The organism is Streptomyces sp. NPDC004031 (assembly GCF_053604375.1).
Window position 1 is genome coordinate 1 of record NZ_JBSGHL010000039.1, and the last position, 25,547, is coordinate 25,547.

At 73.4% G+C, this 25,547-nt stretch carries 21 protein-coding genes, 2 tRNA genes and 1 riboswitch; of the genes, 16 read left to right on the forward strand and 7 right to left on the reverse strand.

Translation table 11 applies throughout. The features are described from left to right. Positions 1 to 305 precede the first annotated feature (305 nt). On the reverse strand, positions 306 to 1,847 hold the full coding sequence (locus tag ACWERV_RS23645) for a glycoside hydrolase family 30 protein (RefSeq protein WP_452936273.1): 1,542 nt from the start codon (positions 1,845 to 1,847) through the stop codon (positions 306 to 308). Between the two features lie 397 nt (positions 1,848 to 2,244). On the opposite strand from ACWERV_RS23645, the gene ACWERV_RS23650 reads away from it, so the two are divergent. From ACWERV_RS23650 to ACWERV_RS23685, 8 genes are all read left to right on the forward strand, one after another. Further along, on the forward strand, positions 2,245 to 3,282 hold the full coding sequence (locus ACWERV_RS23650) for a LacI family DNA-binding transcriptional regulator (RefSeq protein WP_398189794.1): 1,038 nt from the start codon (positions 2,245 to 2,247) through the stop codon (positions 3,280 to 3,282). Next, positions 3,279 to 3,941 carry an adenosylcobinamide amidohydrolase gene (locus ACWERV_RS23655; protein WP_452936277.1) on the forward strand — a complete coding sequence of 221 codons (663 nt, stop codon included), beginning with the start codon at positions 3,279 to 3,281 and terminating at the stop codon, positions 3,939 to 3,941. Before ACWERV_RS23650 ends, ACWERV_RS23655 begins: the two co-directional genes overlap by 4 nt. Positions 3,942 to 4,207: 266 nt before the next feature. After that, on the forward strand, positions 4,208 to 5,152 hold the full coding sequence (locus ACWERV_RS23660; protein ID WP_452936280.1) for a chlorinating enzyme: 945 nt from the start codon (positions 4,208 to 4,210) through the stop codon (positions 5,150 to 5,152). 11 nt (positions 5,153 to 5,163) lie between these two features. Beyond that, positions 5,164 to 5,439: a phosphopantetheine-binding protein gene (locus ACWERV_RS23665; RefSeq protein WP_398189803.1), complete on the forward strand. Its 276-nt coding sequence runs from the start codon at positions 5,164 to 5,166 to the stop codon at positions 5,437 to 5,439. A gap of 10 nt (positions 5,440 to 5,449) precedes the next feature. Then, the gene (locus ACWERV_RS23670) at positions 5,450 to 6,208 is read left to right on the forward strand and encodes a thioesterase II family protein (protein ID WP_452936283.1); all 759 of its coding nucleotides are present in this window, start codon (positions 5,450 to 5,452) and stop codon (positions 6,206 to 6,208) included. After that, positions 6,201 to 7,769, forward strand: coding sequence for an amino acid adenylation domain-containing protein (locus ACWERV_RS23675; RefSeq protein ID WP_452936286.1), 1,569 nt, complete (start codon positions 6,201 to 6,203; stop codon positions 7,767 to 7,769). The genes ACWERV_RS23670 and ACWERV_RS23675 overlap by 8 nt, the downstream gene beginning before the upstream one ends. An 82-nt stretch (positions 7,770 to 7,851) precedes the next feature. Beyond that, entirely contained in the window at positions 7,852 to 8,865 is a 1,014-nt protein-coding gene (locus ACWERV_RS23680) for a ketoacyl-ACP synthase III family protein (protein WP_398189812.1), read from the forward strand. Between the two features lie 33 nt (positions 8,866 to 8,898). Beyond that, positions 8,899 to 10,206 carry an aminotransferase family protein gene (locus ACWERV_RS23685; RefSeq protein ID WP_452936289.1) on the forward strand — a complete coding sequence of 436 codons (1,308 nt, stop codon included), beginning with the start codon at positions 8,899 to 8,901 and terminating at the stop codon, positions 10,204 to 10,206. Positions 10,207 to 10,295: 89 nt separating this feature from the next. Here ACWERV_RS23685 and ACWERV_RS23690 read toward each other — a convergent pair whose 3' ends face one another. Then, positions 10,296 to 11,009: a glycoside hydrolase family 12 protein gene (locus ACWERV_RS23690; protein WP_452936292.1), complete on the reverse strand. Its 714-nt coding sequence runs from the start codon at positions 11,007 to 11,009 to the stop codon at positions 10,296 to 10,298. A 372-nt stretch (positions 11,010 to 11,381) separates the two neighbouring features. On the opposite strand from ACWERV_RS23690, the gene ACWERV_RS23695 reads away from it, so the two are divergent. Both ACWERV_RS23695 and yicI read left to right on the forward strand, forming a co-directional pair. Then, entirely contained in the window at positions 11,382 to 12,458 is a 1,077-nt protein-coding gene (locus tag ACWERV_RS23695; RefSeq protein WP_452936294.1) for a LacI family DNA-binding transcriptional regulator, read from the forward strand. Between the two features lie 217 nt (positions 12,459 to 12,675). Next, the gene (gene yicI, locus ACWERV_RS23700; RefSeq protein ID WP_452936297.1) at positions 12,676 to 14,979 is read left to right on the forward strand and encodes an alpha-xylosidase; all 2,304 of its coding nucleotides are present in this window, start codon (positions 12,676 to 12,678) and stop codon (positions 14,977 to 14,979) included. Positions 14,980 to 15,069: 90 nt separating this feature from the next. Here the strand turns inward: yicI and metE are convergent, their stop codons facing one another. Next, a complete protein-coding gene (metE, locus tag ACWERV_RS23705) occupies positions 15,070 to 17,385 on the reverse strand; it encodes a 5-methyltetrahydropteroyltriglutamate--homocysteine S-methyltransferase (protein ID WP_452936300.1) in 2,316 nt (771 codons plus the stop codon). 169 nt (positions 17,386 to 17,554) lie between these two features. Continuing rightward, a riboswitch (cobalamin riboswitch) is annotated at positions 17,555 to 17,775 on the reverse strand. Positions 17,776 to 17,865: 90 nt separating this feature from the next. Between metE and ACWERV_RS23710 the strand changes: the two genes are divergently transcribed. Then, positions 17,866 to 18,597, forward strand: a complete 732-nt coding sequence (locus ACWERV_RS23710) for a DUF2470 domain-containing protein (protein WP_452936302.1) — start codon at positions 17,866 to 17,868, stop codon at positions 18,595 to 18,597. Positions 18,598 to 18,607: 10 nt separating this feature from the next. Here ACWERV_RS23710 and ACWERV_RS23715 read toward each other — a convergent pair whose 3' ends face one another. From ACWERV_RS23715 to ACWERV_RS23730, 4 genes are all read right to left on the reverse strand, one after another. Then, positions 18,608 to 19,855 carry an NAD(P)/FAD-dependent oxidoreductase gene (locus ACWERV_RS23715; protein ID WP_452936305.1) on the reverse strand — a complete coding sequence of 416 codons (1,248 nt, stop codon included), beginning with the start codon at positions 19,853 to 19,855 and terminating at the stop codon, positions 18,608 to 18,610. Between the two features lie 74 nt (positions 19,856 to 19,929). After that, positions 19,930 to 20,757 carry an alpha/beta fold hydrolase gene (locus tag ACWERV_RS23720; protein ID WP_452936308.1) on the reverse strand — a complete coding sequence of 276 codons (828 nt, stop codon included), beginning with the start codon at positions 20,755 to 20,757 and terminating at the stop codon, positions 19,930 to 19,932. Positions 20,758 to 20,931: 174 nt separating this feature from the next. After that, positions 20,932 to 21,312 (reverse strand): MmcQ/YjbR family DNA-binding protein, encoded by a 381-nt coding sequence (locus ACWERV_RS23725; RefSeq protein ID WP_452936310.1) that lies wholly within the window; start codon positions 21,310 to 21,312, stop codon positions 20,932 to 20,934. Between the two features lie 142 nt (positions 21,313 to 21,454). Further along, the gene (locus ACWERV_RS23730) at positions 21,455 to 22,441 is read right to left on the reverse strand and encodes an NAD-dependent epimerase/dehydratase family protein (protein ID WP_452936313.1); all 987 of its coding nucleotides are present in this window, start codon (positions 22,439 to 22,441) and stop codon (positions 21,455 to 21,457) included. Positions 22,442 to 22,608: 167 nt separating this feature from the next. On the opposite strand from ACWERV_RS23730, the gene ACWERV_RS23735 reads away from it, so the two are divergent. From ACWERV_RS23735 to ACWERV_RS23755, 5 genes are all read left to right on the forward strand, one after another. Beyond that, complete coding sequence (locus ACWERV_RS23735; protein WP_452936315.1) at positions 22,609 to 23,193, forward strand: hypothetical protein; 585 nt, start codon at positions 22,609 to 22,611, stop codon at positions 23,191 to 23,193. Position 23,194: 1 nt separating this feature from the next. Then, entirely contained in the window at positions 23,195 to 24,151 is a 957-nt protein-coding gene (locus tag ACWERV_RS23740) for a GlxA family transcriptional regulator (protein WP_398189844.1), read from the forward strand. Positions 24,152 to 24,280: 129 nt separating this feature from the next. Then, positions 24,281 to 25,279: a type I glyceraldehyde-3-phosphate dehydrogenase gene (gene gap / locus ACWERV_RS23745; RefSeq protein ID WP_452936318.1), complete on the forward strand. Its 999-nt coding sequence runs from the start codon at positions 24,281 to 24,283 to the stop codon at positions 25,277 to 25,279. Positions 25,280 to 25,360: 81 nt separating this feature from the next. Further along, a tRNA-Ser gene (locus ACWERV_RS23750) sits at positions 25,361 to 25,435 on the forward strand. Positions 25,436 to 25,448: 13 nt separating this feature from the next. Beyond that, positions 25,449 to 25,520 (forward strand) — tRNA-Ala (locus ACWERV_RS23755). Positions 25,521 to 25,547: the final 27 nt, after the last annotated feature.

Here is a 25,547-nt window from a genome sequence, read left to right on the forward strand (position 1 = left end):
GGCAGTTGGTGCCGTCACCACTCGCATCCACCGCGCCGGATGCGCTGACCTGTGCGTTCAGGTTGAGCGGTCATCAACGCCGGAGAACGGTGCGGGACGCCTTTGCCCGTACAGGAGTTGAAGTCTCGTCCCGGGGCGGGCGGGCCGTTCGGACCCGTCGGCACCGCCCCGGCCGCGGGCGGCCGCACACCTGGGAGGGCGCGCGGCGCGGGCGGCCCGGAGCGGGTGGCGGCCTGACGTGGTCGCGGCAGCAGCGGGCGCGGAAACGCCGCACCGCTGCCGCAGCGCTGCCGTGCCGTGTGCGGTCAGGCCGTCCAGCGGTAGGTGGCGTACGCGTGCGCGGGCACGCTCGTGGTGAAGGACGTGCGGCCCACCCGGACCGTCACCCGCTTCGCGGTGTCGGCCGAGTTGCCGAGCACCGCGGTCCAGTGGCCGCCCGCCCGGCGGAAGACGACGTTGCTCACGCCGTTCTGCGCGGCGCTGGACTCCACCCGGGTGTCGGCCGGTGTCAGGTACTTCGCGAACTGCCCGATGCCGTACAGCTCGTCGCGGAAGCTGACGCCGCCGGTGGTGGTGTCGACCGTCACCAGCCGGTCGGGCCACTTGTTCGTCGCCGCGACCTGGTCCCAGTCGACGTCGTTGTTCCGCTCGCCGGTCCAGTGCAGGGTGCCGCCGTCCTGGTCGGTGGTCTGCGCCCACAGGATGTACGAGCCCGCGTCGAGCCGCAGGTCGTCCAGGATCGTGCCGGGGTCGAGGTCGCTGGTCTCGGTGAGCTGGACGGGCTTGCCGGTCTGCTCGTAGGTGTCCTTCATGACGGAGGGGTCGCCCCAGTACGGGTGGAAGGCGACCGCGTCGGCGGCGTTCAGCACGTCCTTGCCGGACACCGTGCCGTCGGCGGAGTCCTGGAAGATCCGGTAGTAGTTCTTGGTGGCGGTGCTGTTGGGGTCGTGCCAGTCCCAGAAGTTGAAGTCGTGCACGTACAGCTGGGTGCGCAGGCCCTGGGAGCGGAAGGTGCTCTTGATCGCGAGGGCCAGTTTCTGCTGCTGCGGGACGCTGATGTCCATCGCGGGGTAGACGACGTCCATGCCGGGCTCGTTGAGCAGCGTGAGCGCGTCGATGCGGATGCCCTGCCGGGCGTAGGCCCGGACGAACGCGGCGTAGTAGCGCGCGAAGACGCCGATGCAGTCGTCGCGGAGCTTGCCGACCTGGTAGTAGTCCGTGCTGCTGCCCGGCTTGAGCGCCACCTCGCCGGTGAACCGGTCGTCGGTCTTCATCCACGCCGGGGCGCTCCACGCCGAGGCGAAGAAGGTGGCGTGCGGGTTGTAGTGCTGGATCAGCTTGATGGTGTCGACGATGTGCAGGTCGATGTCGCGCTGGATGGAGAAGTGCCGCAGGCCGAAGTCCTCCTGGCCCGCGGGGACGTCGTCCTCGGACCAGAACGGCAGGTGCTCGATGACGTCGGGGCTGCCGATGGTGACCCGGAAGCGGCTCAGGCCCGCGCCGGTCCTGGGGTCGACGAGCGCCCGGATCGTCTCGCGGCGCTTGGCGGGGGTGAGCTTCCACAGGTTGGAGACGCTGGTCTCGTCGAGGGAGAAGCCGATGCCGGTGTACTGCTGGCGGACGGCGTCCGGGTCGGCGACGACGGTGGCGTCCGCCGGGCCGGTGCCGCCGCGGGTGGTGCGGACCACCGGCAGCGGCTGCCAGGCGTGGTCGGGGCCGGTCGAGTACGTGCCGGTCACCGGCGAGCCCCCGCCCCCGCTCCCGCCGGGCTGGGCGTCGGCGGTCCCCGTGACCACCAGCAGCGTGCTGCATGCCGCGATGCCCGCGGCCAGGACGGAACGCCTCATGGTGCCTCCTCGTTCGCCGGGCCCGGCGTGGGCGGGGGCCCGGGTTGCGTGCGGATGACGTGCGGCGGCGGTGCGGCGGCCGGCGGCCCGGGAGCCCGGGTGCGGTGCGCACCGCGCCAAAAGCCGTGCCGCGAAGGGATGGTGACCTCGCGTCCGGTGTCCTCCGGCCGCTGCCCCGCCGCCGATGGATCAGACCAGGTGACGCATAACAAGTCAATGCCTGCGGCAAACGCGGCAGTCGCTGACGTCCTCCGGTCCCCGGTGCCGTACCGTCCGTCGCCCCGGGCACCGCCGTTGGCCAGCGGCGGGTGTCCCGTACCCGGGCGGGACGGCAGGCACCGCGGCGCGTCAGGGGCTGCTATAGACTGCCGCGTCATGAAGCGGAGCTCTGTCCCGGTTGGGTAGGCGGCCGGGGTCGCGGGTCACCATCCGGGCCATCGCCGACGAGGCCGGTGTCTCGATCGCCACCGTCTCCCGGGTGATCAACGGGCGGGACGCGGTGGCGCCCGCCACGCAGGAGATGGTCCGGCAGGCCGCCCGGCGGCTGGGCGGGGTGGCCGTTCCCGGTGACCCCGGCACTCCGGAGGCGGCCGTGCTCCCCGTCTTCGTGTCCTGCCCGTACAAGCTCACCGACTACTTCGGCACGATCGTCACGTCCGTCATCGAGACGCTCGACCTGCACGGCCGCAAGGCGGTCGTCCAGGCGGGCGGCAGCGCGCAGGGCAGCCGCGGCTCACTGCTGGAGCTGCCCCGCCGCCCCGGCTTCGCGGGCGCCGTCCTGGTCCTGCCGCCCAGCTCCACCGAGGACCTGCGGGCCCTGCACGCCCAGCACTACCCGCTGGTGGTGATCGACCCGCGCGCCGAACTCCCGGAGGACGTCGCCTCGGTGTCGGCCGCGCACGCCGCCGGCGCCCGCCGGCTCACCGGCCACCTCACCGGGCTCGGCCACCGCCGGATCGGCTTCGTCGGCGGCCCCCGCGACTGGCTCGCCAGCCGCAACCGGCTGGTCGGGTACGCCTCCGCGCTCGCCGAGATCGGCGTCCTGCCCGACCACGAGCTGATCCGGCACGTCACCGAGCCGACCGCCGACGAGGGCCGCCGGGCCGCGCTCTCGCTGCTCGCCCACCCGCAGCCGCCCACCGCGATCGTCGCCTTCAACGACAAGACCGCCGCGGGTGCGCTGCGCGCCGCCCGGGGCCTGGGTCTGCGGGTCCCCGAGGACCTCTCGGTGACCGGCTTCGACGACAGCGAACTGAGCGACAGCACCACCCCGACCCTCACCACCGCCCGCCAGCCGCTGGAGGAGATGGGGCGGATGGCCGTCTCCCTGCTGATGCGCCTGGTGGCCGGCCACGCCGTCGACACCCTGCACGTCGAACTCGCCACCCCCCTCGTCGTCCGCGAGTCCACGGGCCCCGTCCCGCAGCCCGCGTGAGCCGCCCGGACGCCGGGCCCGGGGTGGAGCTGCTGCTCCGGCGCGAGGACGGCGAGCACCTGCGGGCCCTGCTGTGGCGGGCCGGGCCGGGGTGGCGGATGGTCAGCAGCGCGGTCCTCGGCGGCGGTATCGGGGAGCGGGAGTGGGTGCTCAACGCCCAGGTGGCGCACGGCTACCGGCGTACGGACCCGGACCGGCACCTGGCCCTGCTCGCCGCCGGTGCGGGGGAGCACGGGCCCGGGGTCGGGCTCATGACGGCCGCCGACGTGGGCTCGTACGGCCGGGGGCGGGACGGCGGGGTCGCCGCGTTCGCCACTGCCGGGCTCGGTGTGCGCGGTTGGGCCGCGGCGCCCGCCGGGCGGGTACCGGCTCCGGCCGCGCCGGGAACGGTCAACATCCTCGTCGTCGTCCCGGCGCCGCTCACCGACGGCGCTCTGGTCAACGCGGTGGCCACCGCCACCGAGGCCAAGGTGCAGGCCCTGCTGGACGCCGGGTACGACTGCTCCGGCACCCCGACCGACGCGGTGTGCGTCGCCGCCCGCACCCCCGGCTCCGCCCCGGGCGAGCCGCACGCCTTCGCGGGACCGCGCTCGCTGTGGGGCGCCCGGCTGGCGCGCGCGGTGCACACCGCCGTGTCGGCCGCCGCGCCCGTGCCGTAAGGCCTTCCGGATAAGGCCCGGGGCGGGGTTCACCGCCCCCGTGGCGCTTCGCCGCACCGCATACCCCTGCCCGGTTCACCTGGCCGGATAGGGGTTGCCGCGCTCCGGATAGGGGTTGTCGCTCGGCGTATTCCGCAGCTAATGTCGCATTCAGTTCTTCGTCCAGTTTTCCGGCGCTGCTCCGCGGGTTGCCGGCGGCCGAATTATCCAGCCTTTATGCCGCTCCAGGTGCAGCTTGGGGTGCGATATGGGATCGGGGAGAAAACATGGCTCGTACGAAAACGTTCGCGCTGAGCGCCGAAGAGCTTGAGCAGTTCGCCCGCGACGGTTATATCGGTCCATTTGACCTCTACACCGAAGAGGAAATGGAAGGGTATCTCCGGCAGACCAGGCCGAAGCTGCTGAAGACCAAGAACTCCGTGTACGCCGACGGCCAGACCGTGTCCGGCAACACCAACCTGGCGGCCAGCTACGACCGGCACCTGGACGTCGACTTCCTGGCCGAGCACATCACCCGGCCGGAGATCGTCGACCGGGTGTCGAGCCTGCTGGGCCCCGACACGCTGTGCTGGCGCACCGAGCTGTTCCCGAAGTACCCGGGCGACGAGGGCACGGACTGGCACCAGGCCGACAACTTCTCCAGCGTCGACGGCGCGAAGCACCCGCACATCGTGTGGCCGGAGGACGCGGAGTTCGGCGGCACGATCACCGCCTGGACCGCCTTCACCGAGGCGTCCGTCGAGAACGGCTGCCTGCAGTTCATCCCGGGCACCCACACGTCCATGAACTACGACGAGTCGAAGATCATGGAGTACAACCCGGAGATCATCAACCAGATGGACAAGGACGGCGTCAAGCGCGGCCTGTTCGGTTACGACTACCGGCAGCTGCAGAAGGACCCCGACTGGGCTCCCGACGAGTCCAAGGCCGTCTCCCAGGTCATGCGCCAGGGCCAGTTCATCCTCTTCTGGTCCACGCTCATGCACGCGTCGCACCCCAACAGCAGCGACACAAAGATGCGCCTGGGCTTCGCCTCCCGCTACCTGCCGACGCAGGTCCGCGTCTACCCGTACTCCGACGAGCTGATGGAGTTCGGCGCGCGCGCCAGCCTGGACAAGTTCGGCTGCGTGCTGACGTCCGGCGAGGACAAGTACGGCCACAACCGCTTCGTCGACAGCAACGTCAACGGATTCCGCTTCCCGGTGCACTAGGAGAGATGAAAATGAGCGAGACGGACGACCGCATGGCACCGGACGCGCTGCTGGCGTGGGTCATCGACGAGTGCAAGCAGCTGGGCCTGCGGGTGTCGGCCGGTGACGACGACTTCTTCGAGTCCGGCGGCACCTCGCTGAGCGCGGTGAAGCTCATGGAGCGCGCGGAGCGCGAGTTCGGCGACGACTCGCTGCCGCCGGACGAGCTGTTCACCGAGAGCCGGCTCACGGAGATCGTGGCCAGCATCCAGCGCAACGCCAAGCCGGCCGACGCGGTAGCGGACTAGCAGGCCGGGCGTGGCGGCGACCGACGACAGGTGGGTGACGACCCTCAGGGCCGCGGCGGCGGAACCCGCCAGCACGCTGTTCTGCTTCCCCTACGCCGGCGGGAGTCCGGAGACCTTCCGCGGCTGGTGCGACGGGATCGCGGACGACGTCGAGCTGGTGTGCGTGATCCTGCCCGGCCGGGGGCGGCGCCTGAAGGAGCCGCGCTACGAGAGCTGGGAGCCGCTGGTCGACGACGTCTTCGAGGCGCTGTCACCGCGGCTGGACCGCCGCCACGCTTTCTACGGCCACAGCTTCGGGGGGCGGCTCGCGTACGAGCTGTCCCACCGGGCCGCGGCCGCGTATCCGGGAATGACGCGCAGGCTGTTCGTCTCCGGCTGCCGGAGCCCGGATTCGCCGCAGGCGCGGCCTTTCATGCACGAAATGACGGAAAGTGACTTCCGTGGTGCCGTCGCGGGAATGGGCGGCACACCGGCGGAGCTGTTCGAGAAGGAGCGGCTGCTGCGCCTGCTCCTGCCGACGGTGCGCAGCGAGATCCGGCTCGCCGAGATATGGGAGGACCGCCACACCGAGGGTGTGGACGTTCCCATCACCGCGCTCTACAGCCTGGACGACCCCATTGACAGCCTGCCGAGCATGCGCGGCTGGAAAGGGTTCACCCGGCGGGACTGCGAGCTGGTCGAGATTCCTGGCGGACATTTCTTCGTGGACAGCCACCCAGAGCACGTCACACAAGTAGTCAACACACGTCTGGGGAATTCGAATGGATAAGATCGCCCTTTCGGATGAGGCTCTCGCCGTTCACGGGAAGATCAACGGGACGGACGCCGACTACCCGGCGGAGAGCCTCAAGGAGCTGTTCGAGGCCGCCGCCGCCCGCCGGCCGGACGCCGTCGCGGTCGTCCACAAGGAGCGCAAGGTCACCTACCGCGAGCTCAACGGCCTGGCCAACGGCCTGGCCGTACGGCTGCGCGCGGCCGGGGTGACGCCCGGCCAGGTCGTGGGCATGTGCGTCAAGCGCTCGCCGGAGATGCTCGCGGCGATGCTGGCGATCATCAAGTGCGGTGCCACCTACCTGCCGTTCGACCGCAAGTGGCCGGACGACCGGCTGAGCGGCATCTTCGGGCAGGCCGACTGCGCCACGCTGCTGACCGACGCCCGAGGCGATATGAAGGTCCGCTTCCCGCAGGCCGCGGTGATCTCCGCCGACCCGGCCGGACTGGACACCGCCGCGCCCGACCCGGAACTGCGGGTCGCGCAGGACGCCGTCGTCTACATCGTCTTCACCTCGGGCTCGACCGGATCCCCCAAGGGCGTGCCGATCCGCCACGAGGGCATCGTCCGGCTGGTGTTCAACTCCCGCTTCGTCGAGCTCGACGAGAACGCCGTGGTCCCGCAGCTCGCCGCGGTCGCCTTCGACGCCGCCGAGTTCGAGATCTGGGGCACGCTGCTGCACGGCGGGACGTGCGTGCTCTACCCGTCGGACTACGTCCGGCTGTCGGAGCTGAAGCGGATCGTCCAGGACAACGGCGTCACCGCGGTCTTCGTGACGACGGCGCTCTTCAACGTGATCGTGGACGAGGCCCCGGCCGTCTTCGACGGGGTCGCAACCATCCTCACCGGCGGCGAGGCGCACTCGCTGCGGCACATCGAGAAGGGCCGCGCGTACTACGGCGACGGCCGGGTCGTCAGCGTCTACGGGCCCACCGAATGCTCGGTGTTCGCCACCTACTACCCCGTCCGGGAGTCCGTGCTGGGAGAGTCCGCGCTGCCCATCGGGCTGCCCATCCAGAACACGGCGCTCTATGTCATCCGCGACGGGGTGCTGTGCGCGCCCGGCGAGCCCGGCGAGGTGTGCCTGGCCGGTCCCGGCCTGTCGCCGGGATACCTGGGGATGCCGGAGCTGACGGCGAAGAAGTACGTCGAGTACGACATCGACGGTGAGAAGGTGCGGCTCTACCACACCGGCGACCGCGCCTACGTACGGGAGGACGGCAACGTCGTCTTCCAGGGGCGGCTCGACGACCAGGTCAAGGTCAACGGCTTCCGTATCGAGCTGGGCGAGATCGCGCACTTCATGAACGAGGCGCCCGGCGTCAAGCAGGCCTTCGTCACCGTCGCCGAGAAGGACGACGGGGAGAAGGTCGTGGTGGCGTTCGTCGTGCCGACGGGCGAGGACTTCACGCCCAAGGCGTGCACCGACCACCTGGCCGCGAAGGTCCCCGGCTACATGCTGCCCGGCGAGATCCACGTGCGCGAGAGCTTCCCCCTGACGGGCTCCGGCAAGGTCGACAAGCGTGCGCTGCTGGCGCAGCGGCACGCGCAGGCCTGACCGGGACACGCCCCGACGGGACGCCCGGACCGGGCGCCCGAACGAAACACCTGAGAGAACACGAACGAAGGGTGAGGACACAGTGACTGCGACGGGGCTGAGCATCAAGGCGGCGTCCCTCTGGCTTCCGGAAGGCAAGGAGAGCCCGGCCGAGGGTGCGCTCAGCGCGGCGGACATCGAGCGGATCGGCATCTCGGAACTGCATGTCGCCCCGGAGGACCTGGCGCCGCCGCAGATGGCCGTCACGGCGGCGGGCAGCGCGCTGGAGCGCAGCGGCGTCGCGCCCGCCTCCATCGGCTGCGTGGTGCACTCGCACAGCTACCACCAGGGCTTCGACATGTGGTCGCCGGCGCACTACGTCGCCCACCACGCCGGGATCGACGACGCGCTGCCCATCAACGTCCAGCAGCTGTGCAACGGCGGCGCGGTGGCGCTCCAGGTCGCGTCCAACTGGCTGGTCGCCAACCCCGACGCGAGCGCCGCCCTGGTCACCGCCGCCGACCGGTTCGCGCTGCCCGGCTTCGACCGCTGGGGCAGCGACGACGACGCGACGTACTCCGACTCGGGCACCGCGGTCGTGCTCGGCCGCACCGGGGAGGGCGAGGACGCCCTGCACCTGCTGTCGCTGAACATGGTCACGGACTCCCAGTGGGAGATCCAGATGCGCGGCGAGGCCGACTTCACCTCCGTCCCGCTCGGCCACGGCACGCCCATCGACATGCGGGCCGCCAACAAGGTCTTCCGCGAGTCCGGTTCGGCCGCGCGGATGGTCAAGCTCTCGGTGCCGAAGATGTACGAGCTGGTCATGGGCGCGCTGTCCACGGCGGGCGTCAAGCCCGAGGACATCAGCGTGGTCGCGCTGCCGCGGCTGACCCGGAACATGCGCGAGGGCATGTTCAAGCCCGCCGTCAAGGAGTTCATCGGCGACCACCCGCGCCAGCTGGAGTGCACCACCGGCTGCCTGGGCGCCGGCGACTTCCTGGCGAACCTGGTGGACATCGAGGCCGAGCTGGCTCCCGGCGAGTACGGCATGCTCGTCCAGGGTTCGGGCGGTTACACCTTCACCTGCGCCGTGGTCCAGGCCCCCGTCAAGTAACGCCAGGCACCGCCGACCCCGGAAGAGACGGCCATGACGACGCCGAGCACATGGGACCGCGACGACTACCCCCTCTGGCACGGGACGATCCCCACGTCCACGATCCTGGAGCGGAACACCCCGCAGGACCTGTGGGTCCGGGGAGAGGGCAGCTGGCTGATCGACGCGGCCGGCAGCCGCGCCCTCGACGCCCGCGCGGGGGTGGGCAACATGATGCTCGGCTACGGCCGGGCGGACGTGGTGGACGCGATGTGCCGGCAGGCCCGCGAGCTGCCGTACGTCTGCATGGTGCGGTGGGAGCTGCCGGCGCCGGTGGTCGTGGAGCTGGCCCGGGAGCTCACCCGGATCGCCCCCGCGGGACTGGACCGGGTGCGCTTCTGCCACACCGGCGGCGCCGCCGTCGAGAGCGCGATCCTGATGGCCCGCTCCTACCAGCGCAACACCGGCCACCGGGACCGCCGGCTGATCGTCGGCCTGCGCGACAGCTACCACGGCAGCCCCACGGCGGCCATGGCGGCGAGCGGGCAGCGCATCATGCACTGGACGTTCGGGCCGATGCCGGAGGGCTACCGGCACATCCCCGAACCGGCCGCCGACGACGACGGCAGCGCGCTGGCCGGGCAGCTCGACGCGCTGGGCGCGGAGAACATCGCCGCGTTCGTCGTCGAGCCGGTCAAGGGGCGCAACGGGCAGCCGCTGCCCAGCGCCTATCTGCGGGCCGCGCGCGACTACTGCACGAAGCACGGGATCCTGCTCGTCTTCGACGAGGCCTTCACGGGCTTCGGGCGGATGGGCGAGATGTTCGCGGCCGGCATCTCCGGGGTGTCGCCGGACGTGATGTGCCTGGCCAAGGGCATCACCGCGGGCTACGCGGCGCTGGGCGCGGTGCTCACCACCAGCGCCGTCCAGGCCGCGTTCGACACCGGCAGCACGGTCTTCGCGCACGCCTCGACCACCGACGGCCACCCCGTCGCGTGCGCCGCGGCCCTCGCGGCGATCCGCGCGTACACCGCCGAGGACCTGGTGGCGCGCGGCCGGGAACTCGGCAGCTACCTCGGCGACCGGCTCGGCGACCTGCTCAAGGGGGCACCGGCCGTCGCCGGCATCCGGACCGTCGGCGCGTACGTGGGCCTGGACCTGGTCGACGGTAACGGCAGCCCGCTGTCGATGCCGGACCGGCGCGACCTGGAGCGGGCGTGCCGGGAGCAGGGCCTGCTGGTGCACTACACGCCCGACACCGTCGTGCTCATGCCCCCGCTGACGATGGAGACGCAGGAGGCGGAGTTCGCGGCCGAGCGCTTCGCCGGCATCGTCTCGGCCCTGCGTCCGGCGGCCGGCTGACGGCTCTTCCGGGACCGCTCCCCGCGGGAGAACACGGCGGCCCCACCGGACCCGGTCCGGTGGGGCCGCCGCGCCGCGTGGCGGGCCGGTCAGGAGGAGGACACCGAGAAGGAGTTCGTCGTGAAGTCCAGGCCGCCCGAGGAGGACGTGATCTCGTAGCCGAACTGGACGTTGCCCAGCGTGATGTCGCCGAACCACTTCTTGGTGTTCTTGATCCAGTTCAGCACCGCGAGCACATCGACGGTCGAGGAGCTGGTGTTGGACGTGCGGACGAAGGAGTAGACGGCGTTGGCGCCGTTGCTGCCCTGGTAGACCGTCCAGGTGCTGCCGCCGACGGTGACGTTGCCCTGCGAGGTGCCGAGCGGGCCGACCGCGCCGGTCTTGTTCATCCAGAGCATGATCTCGTAGGCGTTGTCCGTGTCCCAGATGTCGTACGCCGTCTCGTACGCGCCGCTCGACGGCACGGTCACGTCGAAGCTGGAGCTGACCGAGTGCAGCGCGCTCAGCTTCTTGCCCACGGAGCGGGTGGCGTTGGGGTAGGACTTCACACCGCCGGTGTTCGGGTGGTTCGCCCAGACACCCCAGTTGCTGTACGAGTTGGCCCAGATCGTCTGCGGGCCCGCGCCGCTGCCCCAGATGTCGTTGTAGAGGGTGTAGCCGCCGTTCGACCAGGTGGCCCACTGGTCGCTGGAGGACCAGGTCGCCGCGTACGCGGGGGCGGCGGCCAGCCCGACCGCGGCCGCCGCGGAGGCGACCAGGCCGAGCAGGAGCGTGCGGGGCTTCTTGCGCAGGGCTGTGCGCATGGGGGGCTCCAATCTGAACTCCGGGGCAGCCGCGACTGTCGGAGGGCGGCGCGGGGCGGCGCGTGCGCACATCCGGGGATGCGGGAGAGCGTGGGGCGGAGAGCGCGAGCAGGGCAGGGATCGGCCTGCTCCGGCGCCGTGTTCGAAGCGCTTCGACGGATGATGTGTCAGGTCCGCTGCTGCCGTTGGGGGGATGCGGCTTACGATGACAGTCGAATAATCGAAGCGCAACACTCGCTGCACCGGAAATTCCCGCCCCTCCCGTCCCGCCCGGCCCCCCGCCCCCGGTGCGCCAGGGGCGGGGGGTCCCGCCGTGGTTACGATGACGGCTCTCCCCGGCACCGCCTGCCAGGGCGGACCGGAGGGTCGACGATGGCCAGCATCAGAGACGTCGCGCGGCGCGCGGGCGTCGCCCCCAGCACTGTGTCGTACGTGCTGAACGGCGACCGCAGCACCACCGAGGAGACCCGGCAGCGGGTGCGCGAGGCCGTCGAGGCGCTCGACTACCACCCGCGGGCCGGGGCCCGCATGCTGCGCAGCGGCCGCACCCATGTGGTGGCGCTGGCGCTGCCCCGTGGCGGCGGGGCGGGCGTCCCGGCGGGCGGGCGGCACGCCGTGGACGGGCGGTTCGCGATCGAGACCGCCGACGCCGCCCACCGCCTGGGCTACGACCTGCTGCTGGCCACCTCGGGCGACAAGGCCTCGGGCCTGCGGAGGGTGGCGGTGAGCGGCCTCGCGGACGCCGCCGTGATCATGGCCGTCGACCTGGAGGACCCGCGTATCGAGGTGGTCGGGGAACTGGACTTCCCCGCCGCCCTGATCGGGCGCCCGGCGGACGAGGCCGCGCTGCCGTGGATCGACCTCGACTGGGAGGGGGCCGCCGTGCTCGCCGTCCGCGAGCTCGCGGCCGCCGGCCACCGCGAGATCGTCTACCTCGGCCCCGCCGAGGAGGAGGTGCGGGCCCGGCGCAGCGCCGCGCTGTACGGGATCGCCGGTGCCCGGCGCGGCGGCCGGGAGACCGGCGCCGCGGTCCGCGTCGCGCACACCGCCGACGACCCGGCCGGGACGGCCGCCCTGCTCCAGGCGCTGCTGGCCGGGCCCGCCGGGACGCCCACTGCGCTGGTGGTCCAGCACCCGACCGCGGGCGGCCAGGTCCTGGCGTCGGCGGCCGCGCTCGGCCGCCGGGTGCCGGAGGACCTGGCCGTCGTGGTCGTCGGCGCGCTGCCCGGTGATTCCGCGGGCGCGCGGCTGCCGCGGATCGAGCTGCCGGTGCCCGCGATGAGCGCCACCGCGGTGGAGCTGGCTGTTGAGGACGCCGACGCGCGCCGCCCGGCCAGGGGACGCGGGCGTTCCCGCGAGCAGGCGGCGGCGCCGGACGGCGCCGCCCGGCGGGTGCTGCTCGCACCGGAGCTGCTGGACGCCGGGGCGCTGCGCCCGCCGCCCGCCTGACCCCGCCCGTCCCCCCGGCGACGGCCGGGCCGCGCAACAGCTGCTGCCCGGAACGCCCTTGTCGGCCCGCCCGGCAGTGCCTAACCTTGCCGGGACGGTCAGGAAATCGATTCGACAGGTTCGCCCGGCCGGGCCCGCGGGCCGCGGATCGACACAGCGATACGGCGACCCAGCAATACGGCGACACAGCGACACAGCGACAGAGCAGGAGACCTCCATGAAGTTCACCGACGGCTACTGGCTGCTGCGGCCGGGAGTCACCGCCCGCTTCGCGGCTGAGGTCGCCGACGCGAGCGTCACCGAGGACCGCGTCACGCTGTCCGCGGCGGTCCGCGCGGTCGGCCACCGCGGCGACACCCTCAACAGCCCGCTGCTCACGGTGGAGTGCTGGTCCCCGGCCGAGGGCGTGATCGGTGTGCGGTCGACCCACCACGCCGGCGCGGTGCGCGGGCTGCCGCAGTTCGCGCTGCCCGGCGAGGGGCGGTGGGGGAGCGCGGTGCGCAAGGACTCCGTGGTCGAGCTGACCTCGGGCGAGCTGACGCTGCGGATCGACACCGAGCAGCCCTGGCACCTCGGCTTCAGCGCCGGGGGCACCCCGCTCACCTCGTTCGGCGAGAAGAGCCTCGGCTTCGTGACCGACGCCGAGGGCCGCCACCACATGGTCGGCCGGGCGGCGCTGGGCGTCGGCGAGTACGTCTACGGTCTCGGCGAGCGCTTCACCGCGTTCACCAGGAACGGCCAGAGCGTCGACATCTGGCAGGAGGACGGCGGCACCAGCAGCGAGCAGGCCTACAAGAACGTCCCCTTCTACCTCACCAACCGCGGCTACGGCGTCTTCGTCAACCACCCCGGCAAGGTGTCGTACGAGATCGGCTCGGAGTTCGCCGGGCGGGCCCAGTTCAGCGTCGAGGACCAGTCCGTGGAGTTCTACGTCGTCCACGGCCCCGGCCCGAAGGAGATCCTCGCCCGCTACACCGCGCTGACCGGCCGCCCCGCGCTGCCGCCCGCCTGGTCCTTCGGCCTGTGGCTGTCCACGTCCTTCACCACCGACTACGACGAGGACACGGTCACCGGCTTCGTCCAGGGCATGGAGGACGCCGGGATCCCGCTGAGCGTCTTCCACTTCGACTGCTTCTGGATGCGCCCCTACCAGTGGTGCGACTTCACCTGGGACCCCGCGGTCTTCCCCGACCCCGAGGGCATGCTGGCCCGGCTGAAGGAGCGGGGCCTGCGGATCTGCGTGTGGATCAACCCGTACATCGCGCAGAAGTCCCCGCTGTTCGCCGAGGGCGCCGCGCACGGCTACCTGCTCCGGCGGGCGGACGGCAGCGTGTGGCAGTGGGACCAGTGGCAGGCCGGGATGGCCCTGGTGGACTTCACCAACCCCGACGCCCGCGCCTGGTACGCCGACAAGCTGCGTGTCCTGCTGGACCAGGGCGTGGACTGCTTCAAGACCGACTTCGGCGAGCGGATCCCTGTCGACGTCGTGTGGTCCGACGGCTCCGACCCGCAGCGGATGCACAACTACTACACCCAGCTCTACAACGAGACGGTCTTCGACCTGCTGCGCGAGGAGCGCGGCGAGGACGAGGCGGTGCTCTTCGCCCGCTCGGCGACCACCGGCGGCCAGCAGATGCCCGTGCACTGGGGCGGCGACTGCGAGTCGACCTTCGAGGCGATGGCCGAGTCGCTGCGCGGCGGGCTGTCGCTGGGCCTGTGCGGCTTCGGCTTCTGGAGCCACGACATCGGCGGCTTCGAGGGCACCCCGACCCCCGAACTCTTCGCCCGCTGGGTTCAATTCGGCCTGCTGTCCTCGCACAGCCGGCTGCACGGGAGCCGGTCCTACCGGGTGCCGTGGGAGTACGGCGAGCAGGCGGTGCCGGTCACCGCCGCGTTCACCCGCCTCAAGCACCAGCTCATGCCGTACCTCTACCGCGCCGCCGGGCAGGCCCGGGACGCGGGCACCCCGGTGATGCGGGCGATGGTGCTGGAGTTCCCCGCCGACCCGGCCTGCGCCACCCTGGACCGGCAGTACATGCTGGGCGACGACCTGCTGGTCGCCCCGGTCTTCAGCGCGGACGGCACGGTGGAGTACTACGTCCCCGCGGGCAGTTGGACCAGCGTGCTGACCGGCGAGCGGATCGAGGGTCCTGGCTGGCGGCGCGAGACCCACCCGGTCGACACGCTGCCGCTGCTCGCCCGGCCCGGCGCGGTGATCCCCTTCGGGGCCTCCTCGGACGGGCCGGTGTCCGACTGGGCGGACGGGGTGACGCTGCGGGTGTACGCCCCCGCGGACGGCGCCACCACCGTGACGCGGGTGCCCGCGCCCGACGGCTCGGCCCCGGTCGCCTTCACCGTCACCCGCGACGGGGACGGGATCGTCGTGGAGACCGGCAGCGCCCTGCCCTGGAACGTGCTGCTGGCCGGCGCCTCGACCCCCGGGCACGGCGAGCCGCACCCGCTCGGCACGCTGCACCGGTGCGCGGCCGGGACGGCGCGGCTGGCGGCGCCGCTCGGCTGAGGGACGCGCGCCGGGCACCGCTCGGTGAAGCGCTTCGACGTGCACCCCGCGGTGCCCGGCCCGCACGGGCCGGGCACGTCGGGGCCGGGGTCAGCCGTCCAGTTCGGCGCGGACCGTGCGGGCGGCGGCCACCAGGTTCTCCAGCGACGCGCGGGTCTCGGGCCAGCCGCGGGTCTTCAGACCGCAGTCCGGGTTGACCCACAGGCGCTCGGCGGGGATGGCCTTCAGCCCGGTGCGCAGCATCCGGGCGGCCTCGTCGGCGCCGGGGACGCGCGGCGAGTGGATGTCGTAGACACCGGGTCCGGCCTCGCGCGGGTACCCGTGCGCGGCCAGTTCCCGGGCCACCTGCATGTGGGAGCGGGCCGCCTCCAGGCTGATGACGTCCGCGTCGAGGTCGTCGATGGCCTGGACGATGTCCCCGAACTCCGCGTAGCACATGTGCGTGTGGACCTGGGTGTCCGCGCGCACCCCGGCGGTGGTGAGCCGGAAGGCCTCGGTGGCCCAGGCCAGGTACGCCGGGCGGTCGGCGGACCGCAGCGGCAGCGTCTCGCGCAGCGCGGGCTCGTCCACCTGGATGACGGCGGTGCCCGCGGTCTCCAGGTCGGCGACCTCGTCGCGCAGGGCCAGGGCCACCTGCCGGGCGGTGTCGGCGAGCGGCTGGTCGTCGCGCACGAAGGACCAGGCGAGCATCGTGACGGGGCCGGTGAGCATGCCCTTGACCGGCCGGTCGGTGAGCGACTGGGCGTAGGACGTCCAGCGGACGGTCATGGGCTCGGGGCGGGAGATGTCACCGGCGAGGATCGGCGGCCGCACGTAGCGGGTGCCGTAGGACTGGACCCAGCCGTGCCGGGTGGCCAGGTAGCCGGTGAGCTGCTCGGCGAAGTACTGCACCATGTCGTTGCGCTCGGGCTCGCCGTGCACCAGGACGTCCAGGCCGGTCTTCTCCTGGAAGGTGATGACCTCGCGGACCGCGTCGCGCATCCGCTCCTCGTACCCGGCGGTGTCGATCCGCTTGCCGCGCAGGTCGGCGCGGGCGGCGCGCAGGTCGCCGGTCTGCGGGAAGGAGCCGATGGTCGTGGTCGGCAGCAGCGGCAGCCGCAGCCGGGCCCGCTGGGCGGCGGTGCGCTCGTCGTACGGCTGGGTCCGCCGGGTGTCGGCCTCGGTGACGGCCGCGGCCCGCGCCCGGACGGCCGGGTCGCGGGTGAGCGGGGACCGCGCGCGCGAGTCGAGCGCGGCGCGGTTGGCGGCCAGTTCGGCGGCGACGGCGTCCGTGCCGCGCGACAGGCCCGCGGCGAGGGTGGCGATCTCGGCGGTCTTCTGCCGGGCGAAGGCGAGCCAGGGCAGCACCTGCGGGTCGAGGTCGGTCTCGGCGGCGGCGTCGAGCGGCACGTGCAGCAGCGAGCAGGACGCGGCCACGTCGACCCGGTCGGCCAGGCCCAGCAGGGTGCCGAGGGTGGCGAGCGCCTTGCGCAGGTCGCAGGTCCAGATGTTGCGGCCGTCCACGACGCCCGCGACCAGGCGCTTGCCGGGCAGGCCGCCGACGGCCGCGAGGCCGTCCAGGTTGGCGGCCGCCGGGCCGGTGAAGTCCAGGGCCAGGCCCTCGACGGGGGCCTCGGCCAGTACCGGCAGGGCGTCGCCGAGCCGGTCGAAGTAGGAGGCGACCAGCAGTTGGGGGCGGTCGGTGAGGGAGCCCAGCGCGCGGTAGGCGCGGGCGGCGGCGTCCAGTTCGGCGGCGTCCCGGTCCTGGACGAGGGCGGGCTCGTCGAGCTGGACCCATGCGGCGCCCGCCGCGCGCAGGTCGGCGAGCACGGTGGCGTAGACGGGCAGCAGCCGGTCCAGCAGGCTCAGCGGCTCGAAGTCCGCGGGCGCGCCGGGCGCGGGCTTGGCCAGCAGCAGGTAGGTGACGGGGCCGACGAGCACCGGCCGCGGGGTCAGGCCCAGGGCCAGCGCCTCGCCGAACTCGGCGAGCTGCTTGGCCGGGGCGGCGGTGAAGACGGTGTCGGGCCCGAGTTCGGGCACCAGGTAGTGGTAATTCGTGTCGAACCACTTCGTCATCTCCAGCGGCGCGACGTCCTGCGTGCCGCGGGCCATGGCGAAGTAGCCGTCGAGCGGGTCGGCGTCGACCGCGGAGCGGTGCCGCGCGGGGATCGCACCGACCATGACGCTGGTGTCCAGGACGTGGTCGTAGAGCGAGAAGTCGCCGGTGGGCACCTCGTCGACGCCGGCCTCGGACAGCTGCCGCCAGTTCGCCCGGCGCAGTTCCGCCGCGGTACCGCGGAGCGCGTCGGCGGTGACGCGGCCCTTCCAGTACCCCTCGACGGCCTTCTTCAGTTCCCGGTCGGCACCCTGGCGGGGATAGCCGTACACGGTGGCCCGTGCTGCCGCGGCTGCGGGCTTGGTTGTCACGGAGATCTCCTTCACGAGATGGATCCCTGAGATCCCGGCGACGGGACGGGGGCGTGAAGGGTGGCGCAGCCGGACGGTCCCGGAGCATCCCCCGAAAGGGGTACGTCCGCCCGCCGTTTGTCTGTCGCCGACCCGCCCTCGAGGTCACCGGGATGTCCGTACGCGATCGGTCGCGTACGGGCAACGGGCAGGTCTTCGGACTCGCGGGCACTCTGCCGGGGGGCAGTTGTCCTACTGGCCGTCGCTTCCCGGGTCCGCGGCCCGGACCCAGTGCGTATGACGGCGGTCGTTCCCACTCACCGCTGCGGGGCAGTCCCGGATTCCCACCGGGTTCCCTCTTGCGACGCGCCTGCCTGGCGGGCAGGGCGAACCAGTTGCACCTCCCAGCCTAGAACGCCGGACGACTTCCGGCTGCCGTTGTCCACATCCCGGAGCGATGTCATATTAAGGTTAGGCTTACCTAAGTAACGAGGAGGACGTGTGACCAGGACCGCCGACCCGTGCGAGCCCACCGCCGCGGAGCGCGTACGCAGCATCCTGACGGCCGCGGGCTCCGCCGCCGTCACGGCCAACGGCGCGCACGAGGACTTCCTGACCGGGGTGGCCGCCGACCTCGACGGCGGGACCCTGCTGCTGACCGTCCCCGTGGACAGCGGCGCCGCCGCCGAGGCCTCCCGCGGCCCGGCGGTCGGCATCCCCGCGGTGCTGGAGTGGACGGACCTCGCGCCCGTTCCGGTACGCGACCGGGTCCGCGCCCAGGTACGGATCACCGCCCGGCTGCACGCGCCCGAACCCGGACCGGCCGGCTCGGTACGGCTGCGGACCGACGTCCGCAGCGTCTGCCTCGCCGCCGACGGAGCCTGCCACCTGGTCGCCCCGGCCGACCTGGCCGCCGCCCGCCCCGACCCGGTCGCCTCCGCCGAGGCACGGCTGCTGCTGCACCTGGCCGAGGACCACCAGGAGCACCTCGACGAACTGGCCCGGCTGCTGACGGTCCCCCAGTTGCTCGACGTCACCCGTGTCGTCCCCCACTCCCTCGACCGGTACGGCATCGTGCTGCGCCTGGAGCGCCCGCACGGCCACCGCGACGCCCGGCTGCCCTTCCCGCACCCGCTGACCGGGCCCGACGAACTGGGCCACCACATCCACGCCCTGCTCACCCGCGCCTTCCACGAGCGGCACCACACCCGGCACGGCCGCCGGCGCCGGTGACCGGACGCCGTTACCCGCCGGCCGCGCGGTCGGCGAGGATCTCGCGGGCCGCACGGGCGCCGGAGGCGAGGGCGCCCTGCACGGAGCCGGTGGCGCGGTGGTCGCCGCAGACGTGCACACCGGGGGAGTGCCGGGTGCTCCGGGAGAGCGGCCAGGGCGGCGGCATCGCCGGCAGCGCCTCCTGCACCGGGTAGACGGCCACCGGCTCCCAGCCGCCGGTGTCCGTCCCGTACAGCTCGGCCAGCACGCCGCGCACCCGCGCCTCCCGCTCCTCGGGGGCGTCCGCGCCCAGCGCCGAGGTGGCCACCAGCGCCCGCCCGCGCGGCGCGTACGACGGCGCGACCTCGCTGATCACCACCGTGTTGAGCACCCGCCGCGCGCTGTCCACGACCAGCGTGGGCTCGGCCAGCGGCGGCCGCGGGACGGCGTGGTAGTACGTGGTGACCGCGCGGACCTGCGGCACGGCGAGTCCCGGCAGCAGCTCCGCCGCGGCCCCCGGCCCGGTCGCGACGACCACCGTGCGGGCCGGCTGCTCGCTGCCGTACGCGGTCAGCACCCCCGTACCGGTCAGCCGCTCCACCGGGACGCCCAGCTCCACCGTGCCGTCGGGCAGGTCCGCGGCGAGCCGCTCGGGCACCGCGGCGACGCCGCGCGCGGGCAGGCACGGCCTGCCGCGCATCATCGAGCGCCACACCAGGTGGAAGTAGCGGCTGGAGGTCTCAAGGTCGTCCTCCAGGAACACGCCCGACAGGAACGGCCGCAGCAGCCGCTCCACCATCTCCTCGCCGATCGCGGCGTCGGCGAGCGCGGTCCTGGTCGTACGGTCCGGCGCCCGCCGGAGCACCCGCGGCGGGGTGAGCAGATCGCGCGCGCACAGCATCACCAGCGCGGACACGTCCCGCAGCGAGCCGAGCCGGCCCGGCAGCAGGTCGGCGGCCTGCCGCGGGGCGCGGGTCGGATCGGCGAAGCGCAGCGTGCCGCGCGGGGTGTGCACCAGGAAGCCGGGGCCGAACGGCCGCGGGTCCAGCTCGCGCACCCGCAGCCGCCGGCGCAGCTGCGGGTAGGACGGGTTGACCACCTGGAAGCCGCGGTCGAGGCGGAAGCCGTCCCGCACGTCGGTGCGCATCCGGCCGCCGACGCCGTCCGACGCCTCCAGCACCCGCACCCGCAGCCCCGCGGCCACCAGGTCCTGCGCGCACGCCAGCCCCGCGAGCCCGGCGCCGACCACCACCACGTCCACCGCTGCCTTCGCCGTCACCGCGCTCTCCGTCCGCCGGACCGGGCCGTCCCCCGGCGGCGCGGGCGGACCGCGGCGCCGGGGGACGGGAGGGATCACTTCGCCAGGAACTCCAGCAGGTCCTTGTTGAAGCGCTCCTTGTCGCCGGGCACCAGGGCGATGCCGTGCGAGCCGCCCTCGTAGACCTTCAGCTCGGCGTCCTTGACGAGCTTCGCCGTCTTGGCGCCGGTCGCCGCGAAGGGCACGACCTGGTCGTCGTCGCCGTGCACGACGAGCGTCGGGACGTCGAACTTCGCGAGGTCCGCGTGGAAGTCGGTCGACGCGAAGGCGTCGACGCAGGCCACACTGCCCTCGATCGTCTCGTCCATCGCCATCAGCCAGAAGGCGTCGCGGTTGCCCTGGGTGACCTTGTTGCCCTCGCGGTTCGCGCCGAAGAACCCCTCCGAGGTGTCCTTCCAGAACTGCGAGCGCTCCTCGATGATGCCGGCCTTGATCTCGTCGAAGACCTTCTGCGGCACGCCCTCGGGGTTGTCGGGCCCCTGGAGCATCAGCGGCGGGATGGCCGAGAGCAGGACCGCGGAGCGGACCCGCCCGGTGCCGTGCCGCCCGATGTAGCGGGCCAGCTCGCCACCGCCCATGGAGTGCGCGACGAGCGTGACGTCGCGCAGGTCCAGGGAGGTGATCAGGTCGTCCAGGTCGTCGGCGAAGGTGTCGAAGTCGTAGCCGTCGAACACCGGGGTGGAGCGACCGTGGCCGCGCCGGTCGTGGGCGATGCCGCGGAAGCCCGCGTCGGCCACCGCCTTGAGCTGGTCCTGCCACGCGTCGCCGCTCAGCGGCCAGCCATGGATGAAGACGACGGGCCGGCCCTTGCCCCAGTCCTTGTAGAAGATCTCGACCCCGTCACGTGTCGTCACGTAGGGCATGAAGATGTCCTCTCGCTTGCTCGCGTACCCCCGCGCGCCGCGTACGTCACGGGCGCCTCGCGGGCCGGACGCGCCCCGCCCCTCCTTGCCGCCGCCGGTCGCCGCCCTTCCCATGCTCCGCCTGTCCGCCGCTCCCGCAACGCGAGCGGTGGACAGGGGCCCGCGGGCATCCCTTCAGCGCCCGCCGGGCCCGCGCACGCCGGGCCAGTCCAGCCGCAGCTGCTGGGAGCGGGGGAGCTTGGACACGATCAGGTCGTAGGAGTCCTCGATCATCTCGCGGACCAGGCCGTCGGGCAGCGCCCCGTCCAGGCGCACCGTGTTCCAGTGACGCTTGTTCAGATGCCAGCCGCCGGTGATCTCCGGGTGGGCCGCGCGCAGTTGCAGCGCCACCTCCGGATCGCACTTCAGACTCACGCTCAGCGGCTCGGCGTCGAGGGCGGTGATCGCGAAGATCTTGTCGCCGACCTTGAAGACCGAGGTCTCCAGGGTGAAGGGGAAGGTCTCCGCGGCCCCGTTCAGTCCCAGGCAGAAGGCTTTGAGCGCGTCCGGTGTCATGGGGGCCAGTGTGCCGTGCGGCACCGACAACGGCCGCGCCGGGTGCGCGGAGGGTAGTCCCGCGTGCCCGTACGGTGGTCGCCGCCGGGGCCGGGGGCTTGCGACCGCCGGTTCCCGCCCGCGGCGCCGCCCCTTCCTCGCCTCAGCCCAGCGCCGCCAGCAGCTCGCGCTCGCGCTCCGCGCTCAGGCCCGCGCGGCGCGGCCGGTCGAGCCCCTCCGCGCGCTCCCAGTCCAGCGTGTCGGCGAGCAGGTGCGCGCGCGGGCGGTGGTGCAGCCCGGCGGCCCGCGCCGCGGCCCCGGTGCGGGCCGACCACCCCTCCCAGCCCGGCTCGGCCACCCACATCGGCAGCGACTCGGGCCCCATGTACTCGGCCACGCCGTTCGCCAGCAGCCACGGCGAACCGGCGGCGGCCACCGGCCCGGTGTGCCCGCCGACGGTGCGCGACAGCTCCAGCCACTCGCCGAACGGGACGACCGGCCCGACCGCGTCGAAGGTGCCGGTGGTACGGGCCTGCGCGGCGTCGAGCAGCCACGCGGCGAGATCCCGCACGTCGACCACCTGGGTCGGCCGGTCCGGCGTGTCGGGCACCAGCATCGCGCCCCGCGGGTCGCGGGCGGCGCGCGCCACCCAGTAGCCGGAGCGGCCGCTGCGGTCGCCGGGGCCGCCGATGAGCCCGGCGCGGGCGATCAGCAGCCGGTCGCCCACCGCGGCCGCCGACGCCCGCTCGCAGGCGGACTTCGCCTCGCCGTACAGCGCGCTGTCCACCTCGTCCCGCTCGGTCGGGGCCAGCAGCGGGGTGGACTCGTCGGCGCCCGGCACGGCGTGCGAGGCGTAGGCACTCACGGAGGAGACGTACGTCCAGTGCCGGGCCCGGCCGCCGAGCGCTTCGAGCGCCTCGCGCACGAAGCCGGGCTGCCAGGACACCTCGACGACCGCGTCCCACTCCCGGTCGAGCAGCGGACCGTAGGCGCCCGCCTCCCGCCGGTCGGCCGCCACCAGCCGGGCGCCCCCGGCGACCTCCCCGCTCTCCCCGCGGGCCAGGCACGTCACCGCGTGCCCCCGCTCCACCGCCTGCCGCGACAGCTCGCGCCCGAGCCACGCCGTTCCGCCCAGCACCAAGATCTCCATCCCCTCACCCAAGCACCGCGCCCGCCGCCCGCCCAGGCCGGTTCGCCGTCGGCGGATTCGCGCAGGGCGTAGGGCACGGGACCCCTACGGCTTCGGGTTCTCCCCCGGGCGACCCCCGCTCGCTGAACAGCACCCTGTGCGACGACCTGGCCTCCCGCGGCTGCACCGTGCTGGCCGTCGACCACACCTACGACGCGGCGGCCGTCGAATTCCCCGGCGGCCGGGCCGAACGCACCGTGCTTCCGGCCGAGTTCGCCCGCGCCGTGCCCGACCCCGCGCACATGGACCCGGAACGTGCCGCGGCGCTGCTGCGCAAGGTCGTGGAGGTACGCGTCGCCGATGTGCGGTCGGTGCCGGACCTGCTGCCCGGCGCGCTGCCGCGGGCGCTGCGCGGTGTGCCGGACTTCGGGCGGACCGGGATGTTCGGGCACTCGGGAGGCGGTTTCACCGCGTTGCAGGCCATGGACGACGACCCGCGCATCGCGGCGGGCGCGAACCTCGACGGCGTGACCGCGTACGTCCAGGACGACCCCGACCACGGCCACCTCTCGCCGGTGGCCGCGAACGGGCTCGACCGCCCCTTCCTGCCCGTCGGCAAGGACGGCAACACCCGTGCCACGGTGCCCTCCTGGGACGCGCTGTGGCGCGGCAGCCGCGGCCGGCACCGCGGGATCAGCCTGGCCGGCACGTTCCCGACCCGCCGGGCGCCGCCGCGCGTCCGGCACGCCGCCTGCGGGCCCGTACCCTGGTGACGTGCCCTCCTCGCGCCTGCGCCGTGTCGCCGTGCTGGTCCTGGAGGGGGCGAAGCCGCTCGACGTCGGCATCCCCGCGCAGGTGTTCACGACCCGGGAGAGCATGCCGTACGAGGTACGGGTGTGCGGCGCGGCCCCGGGGCTGGTGACCGGCGGCGACGGGCTGGCCTACCACGTCGCGCACGGCCTCGACGCGCTCGCCTGGGCCGACACCGTCTTCGTGCCCGGCTACCGCTTCCCCGACCGGGAGGACCCGCCCCGCGAGGTCGTCGCGGCGCTGGTCGCCGCGCACGACAGGGGCGCGCGGCTGGCCGCCATCTCGACGGGGGCGTTCGCGCTCGCCGCCACCGGGCTGCTGGACGGCCGCCGGGCCACGACGCACTGGCACTACACGCGCGCCCTCGCGCGCCGGCACCCGCTCGTCCGGGTCGACGAGAACGTGCTGTTCGTCGACGAGGGCAGCGTGCTCACCTCGGCCGGCGCCGCCTCCGGCATCGACCTGTGCCTGCACGTCCTGCGCGGCGACCTCGGCATCGCCGCCTCCAACCACGCGGCCCGGCGGCTGGTCGCCGCCCCCTACCGCAGCGGCGGCCAGGCGCAGTACGTGCCGCGCAGCGTGCCCGAGCCGCTCGGCGAGCGCTTCGCGGCCACCCGCGAGTGGGCCCTGCACCGGCTCGGCGAGCCGCTCACCCTGGAGGCCCTGGCCCGGCACGCGGCGGTCTCCCCGCGCACCTTCTCCCGGCGCTTCGCCGAGGACACCGGCTACACCCCGATGCAGTGGGTGATGCGCGCCCGTATCGACCTGGCCCGCGAGCTGCTGGAACGCTCCAAGCGCGGCGTCGAGCAGATCGCCAACGACGTCGGGCTCGGCACCGGCGCGAACCTGCGGCTGCACTTCCAGCGCATCCTCGGCACCACCCCGACCGAATACCGGCGGACCTTCGCCCGGGGCGAGTAGCGGGCCCGTCCGCGGCCCGGAACACCGCTGGCGCGATCCTTGCGAACCATGGCGCTCGGGCCACGGCCATGCCCCGACCTGCCGCGCGAGTCTGGTGGTGCACCGAAGGGACGAAGGGACACCACACTCATGACTCGCATCGCCATCAACGGATTCGGCCGCATCGGCCGCAACGTGCTGCGCGCCCTGCTGGAGCGCGAGAGCGACCTGGAGGTCGTCGCCGTCAACGACCTCACCGAGCCGGTCGCCCTCGCCCGACTGCTGGCCTACGACTCCACCGCGGGACGGCTCGGCCGCCCGGTCACGGCGGAGGGCGACACCCTCGTCGTCGACGGCCGCCGCATCCGGGTGCTCGCCGAGCGCGACCCCGCGCAACTGCCGTGGGCGGAGCTGGCCGTCGACGTCGTGCTGGAGTCGACCGGCCGCTTCACCTCGGCGAAGGCCGCCCGCGCCCACCTGGACGCCGGAGCCGGCAAGGTCCTCGTCAGCGCCCCCTCCGACGGGGCCGACGCCACGGTCGCGTACGGCGTCAACACCGAGGTCTACGACCCGGCCGCGCACACGATCGTCTCGAACGCCTCCTGCACGACCAACGCGCTGGCGCCGCTCGCCGCCGTCCTCGACGAACTGGCGGGCATCGAGCACGGCTTCATGACCACCGTGCACGCCTACACCCAGGAGCAGAACCTCCAGGACGGCCCGCACCGCGACCCCCGCCGGGCCCGCGCCGCCGCCGTCAACATCGTGCCCACCACCACGGGCGCCGCCAAGGCGATCGGCCTCGTGCTGCCGCGTCTGGACGGCAAGCTCTCGGGCGACTCGATCCGGGTGCCCGTGCCGGTCGGCTCGATCGTGGAGCTCAACACCACGGTGGCGCGCGACGTGACCCGCGACGAGGTGCTGGCCGCCTACCGGGCGGCCGCCGACGGCCCGCTCGCCGGGATCCTCGAATACGCCGACGACCCGCTGGTGTCGTCCGACATCGTCGGCAACCCGGCGTCGTCGATCTTCGACTCGGCCCTCACCCGCGTCGACGGGCGGCACGTCAAGGTGGTCGCCTGGTACGACAACGAGTGGGGCTTCTCCCACCGCGTCGTGGACACGCTGGAACTCCTCGCCGCCGGCTGACCGCCGGGCCGCCGCGGGTCCGGGCCCCGGTCCGGACCCGCTCGCCGGACCCGCCGGGCGGCCCGTACGATGATCGGCAATGCCCGGTCGTAGCGCAGAGGCAGGCGCATCCCCTTGCTCAGGGGAGGACGCCGGTTCGAATCCGGCCGCCGGGCAGGCAAGCGGGCGGGACCCCGTAGCGCAGAGGCAGGCGCGCCGTCTTGGCAGGACGGACACGCCGGTTCGAATCCGGTCGGGGTCACGGTCCCACGGTCTCGGACGAGGGGAG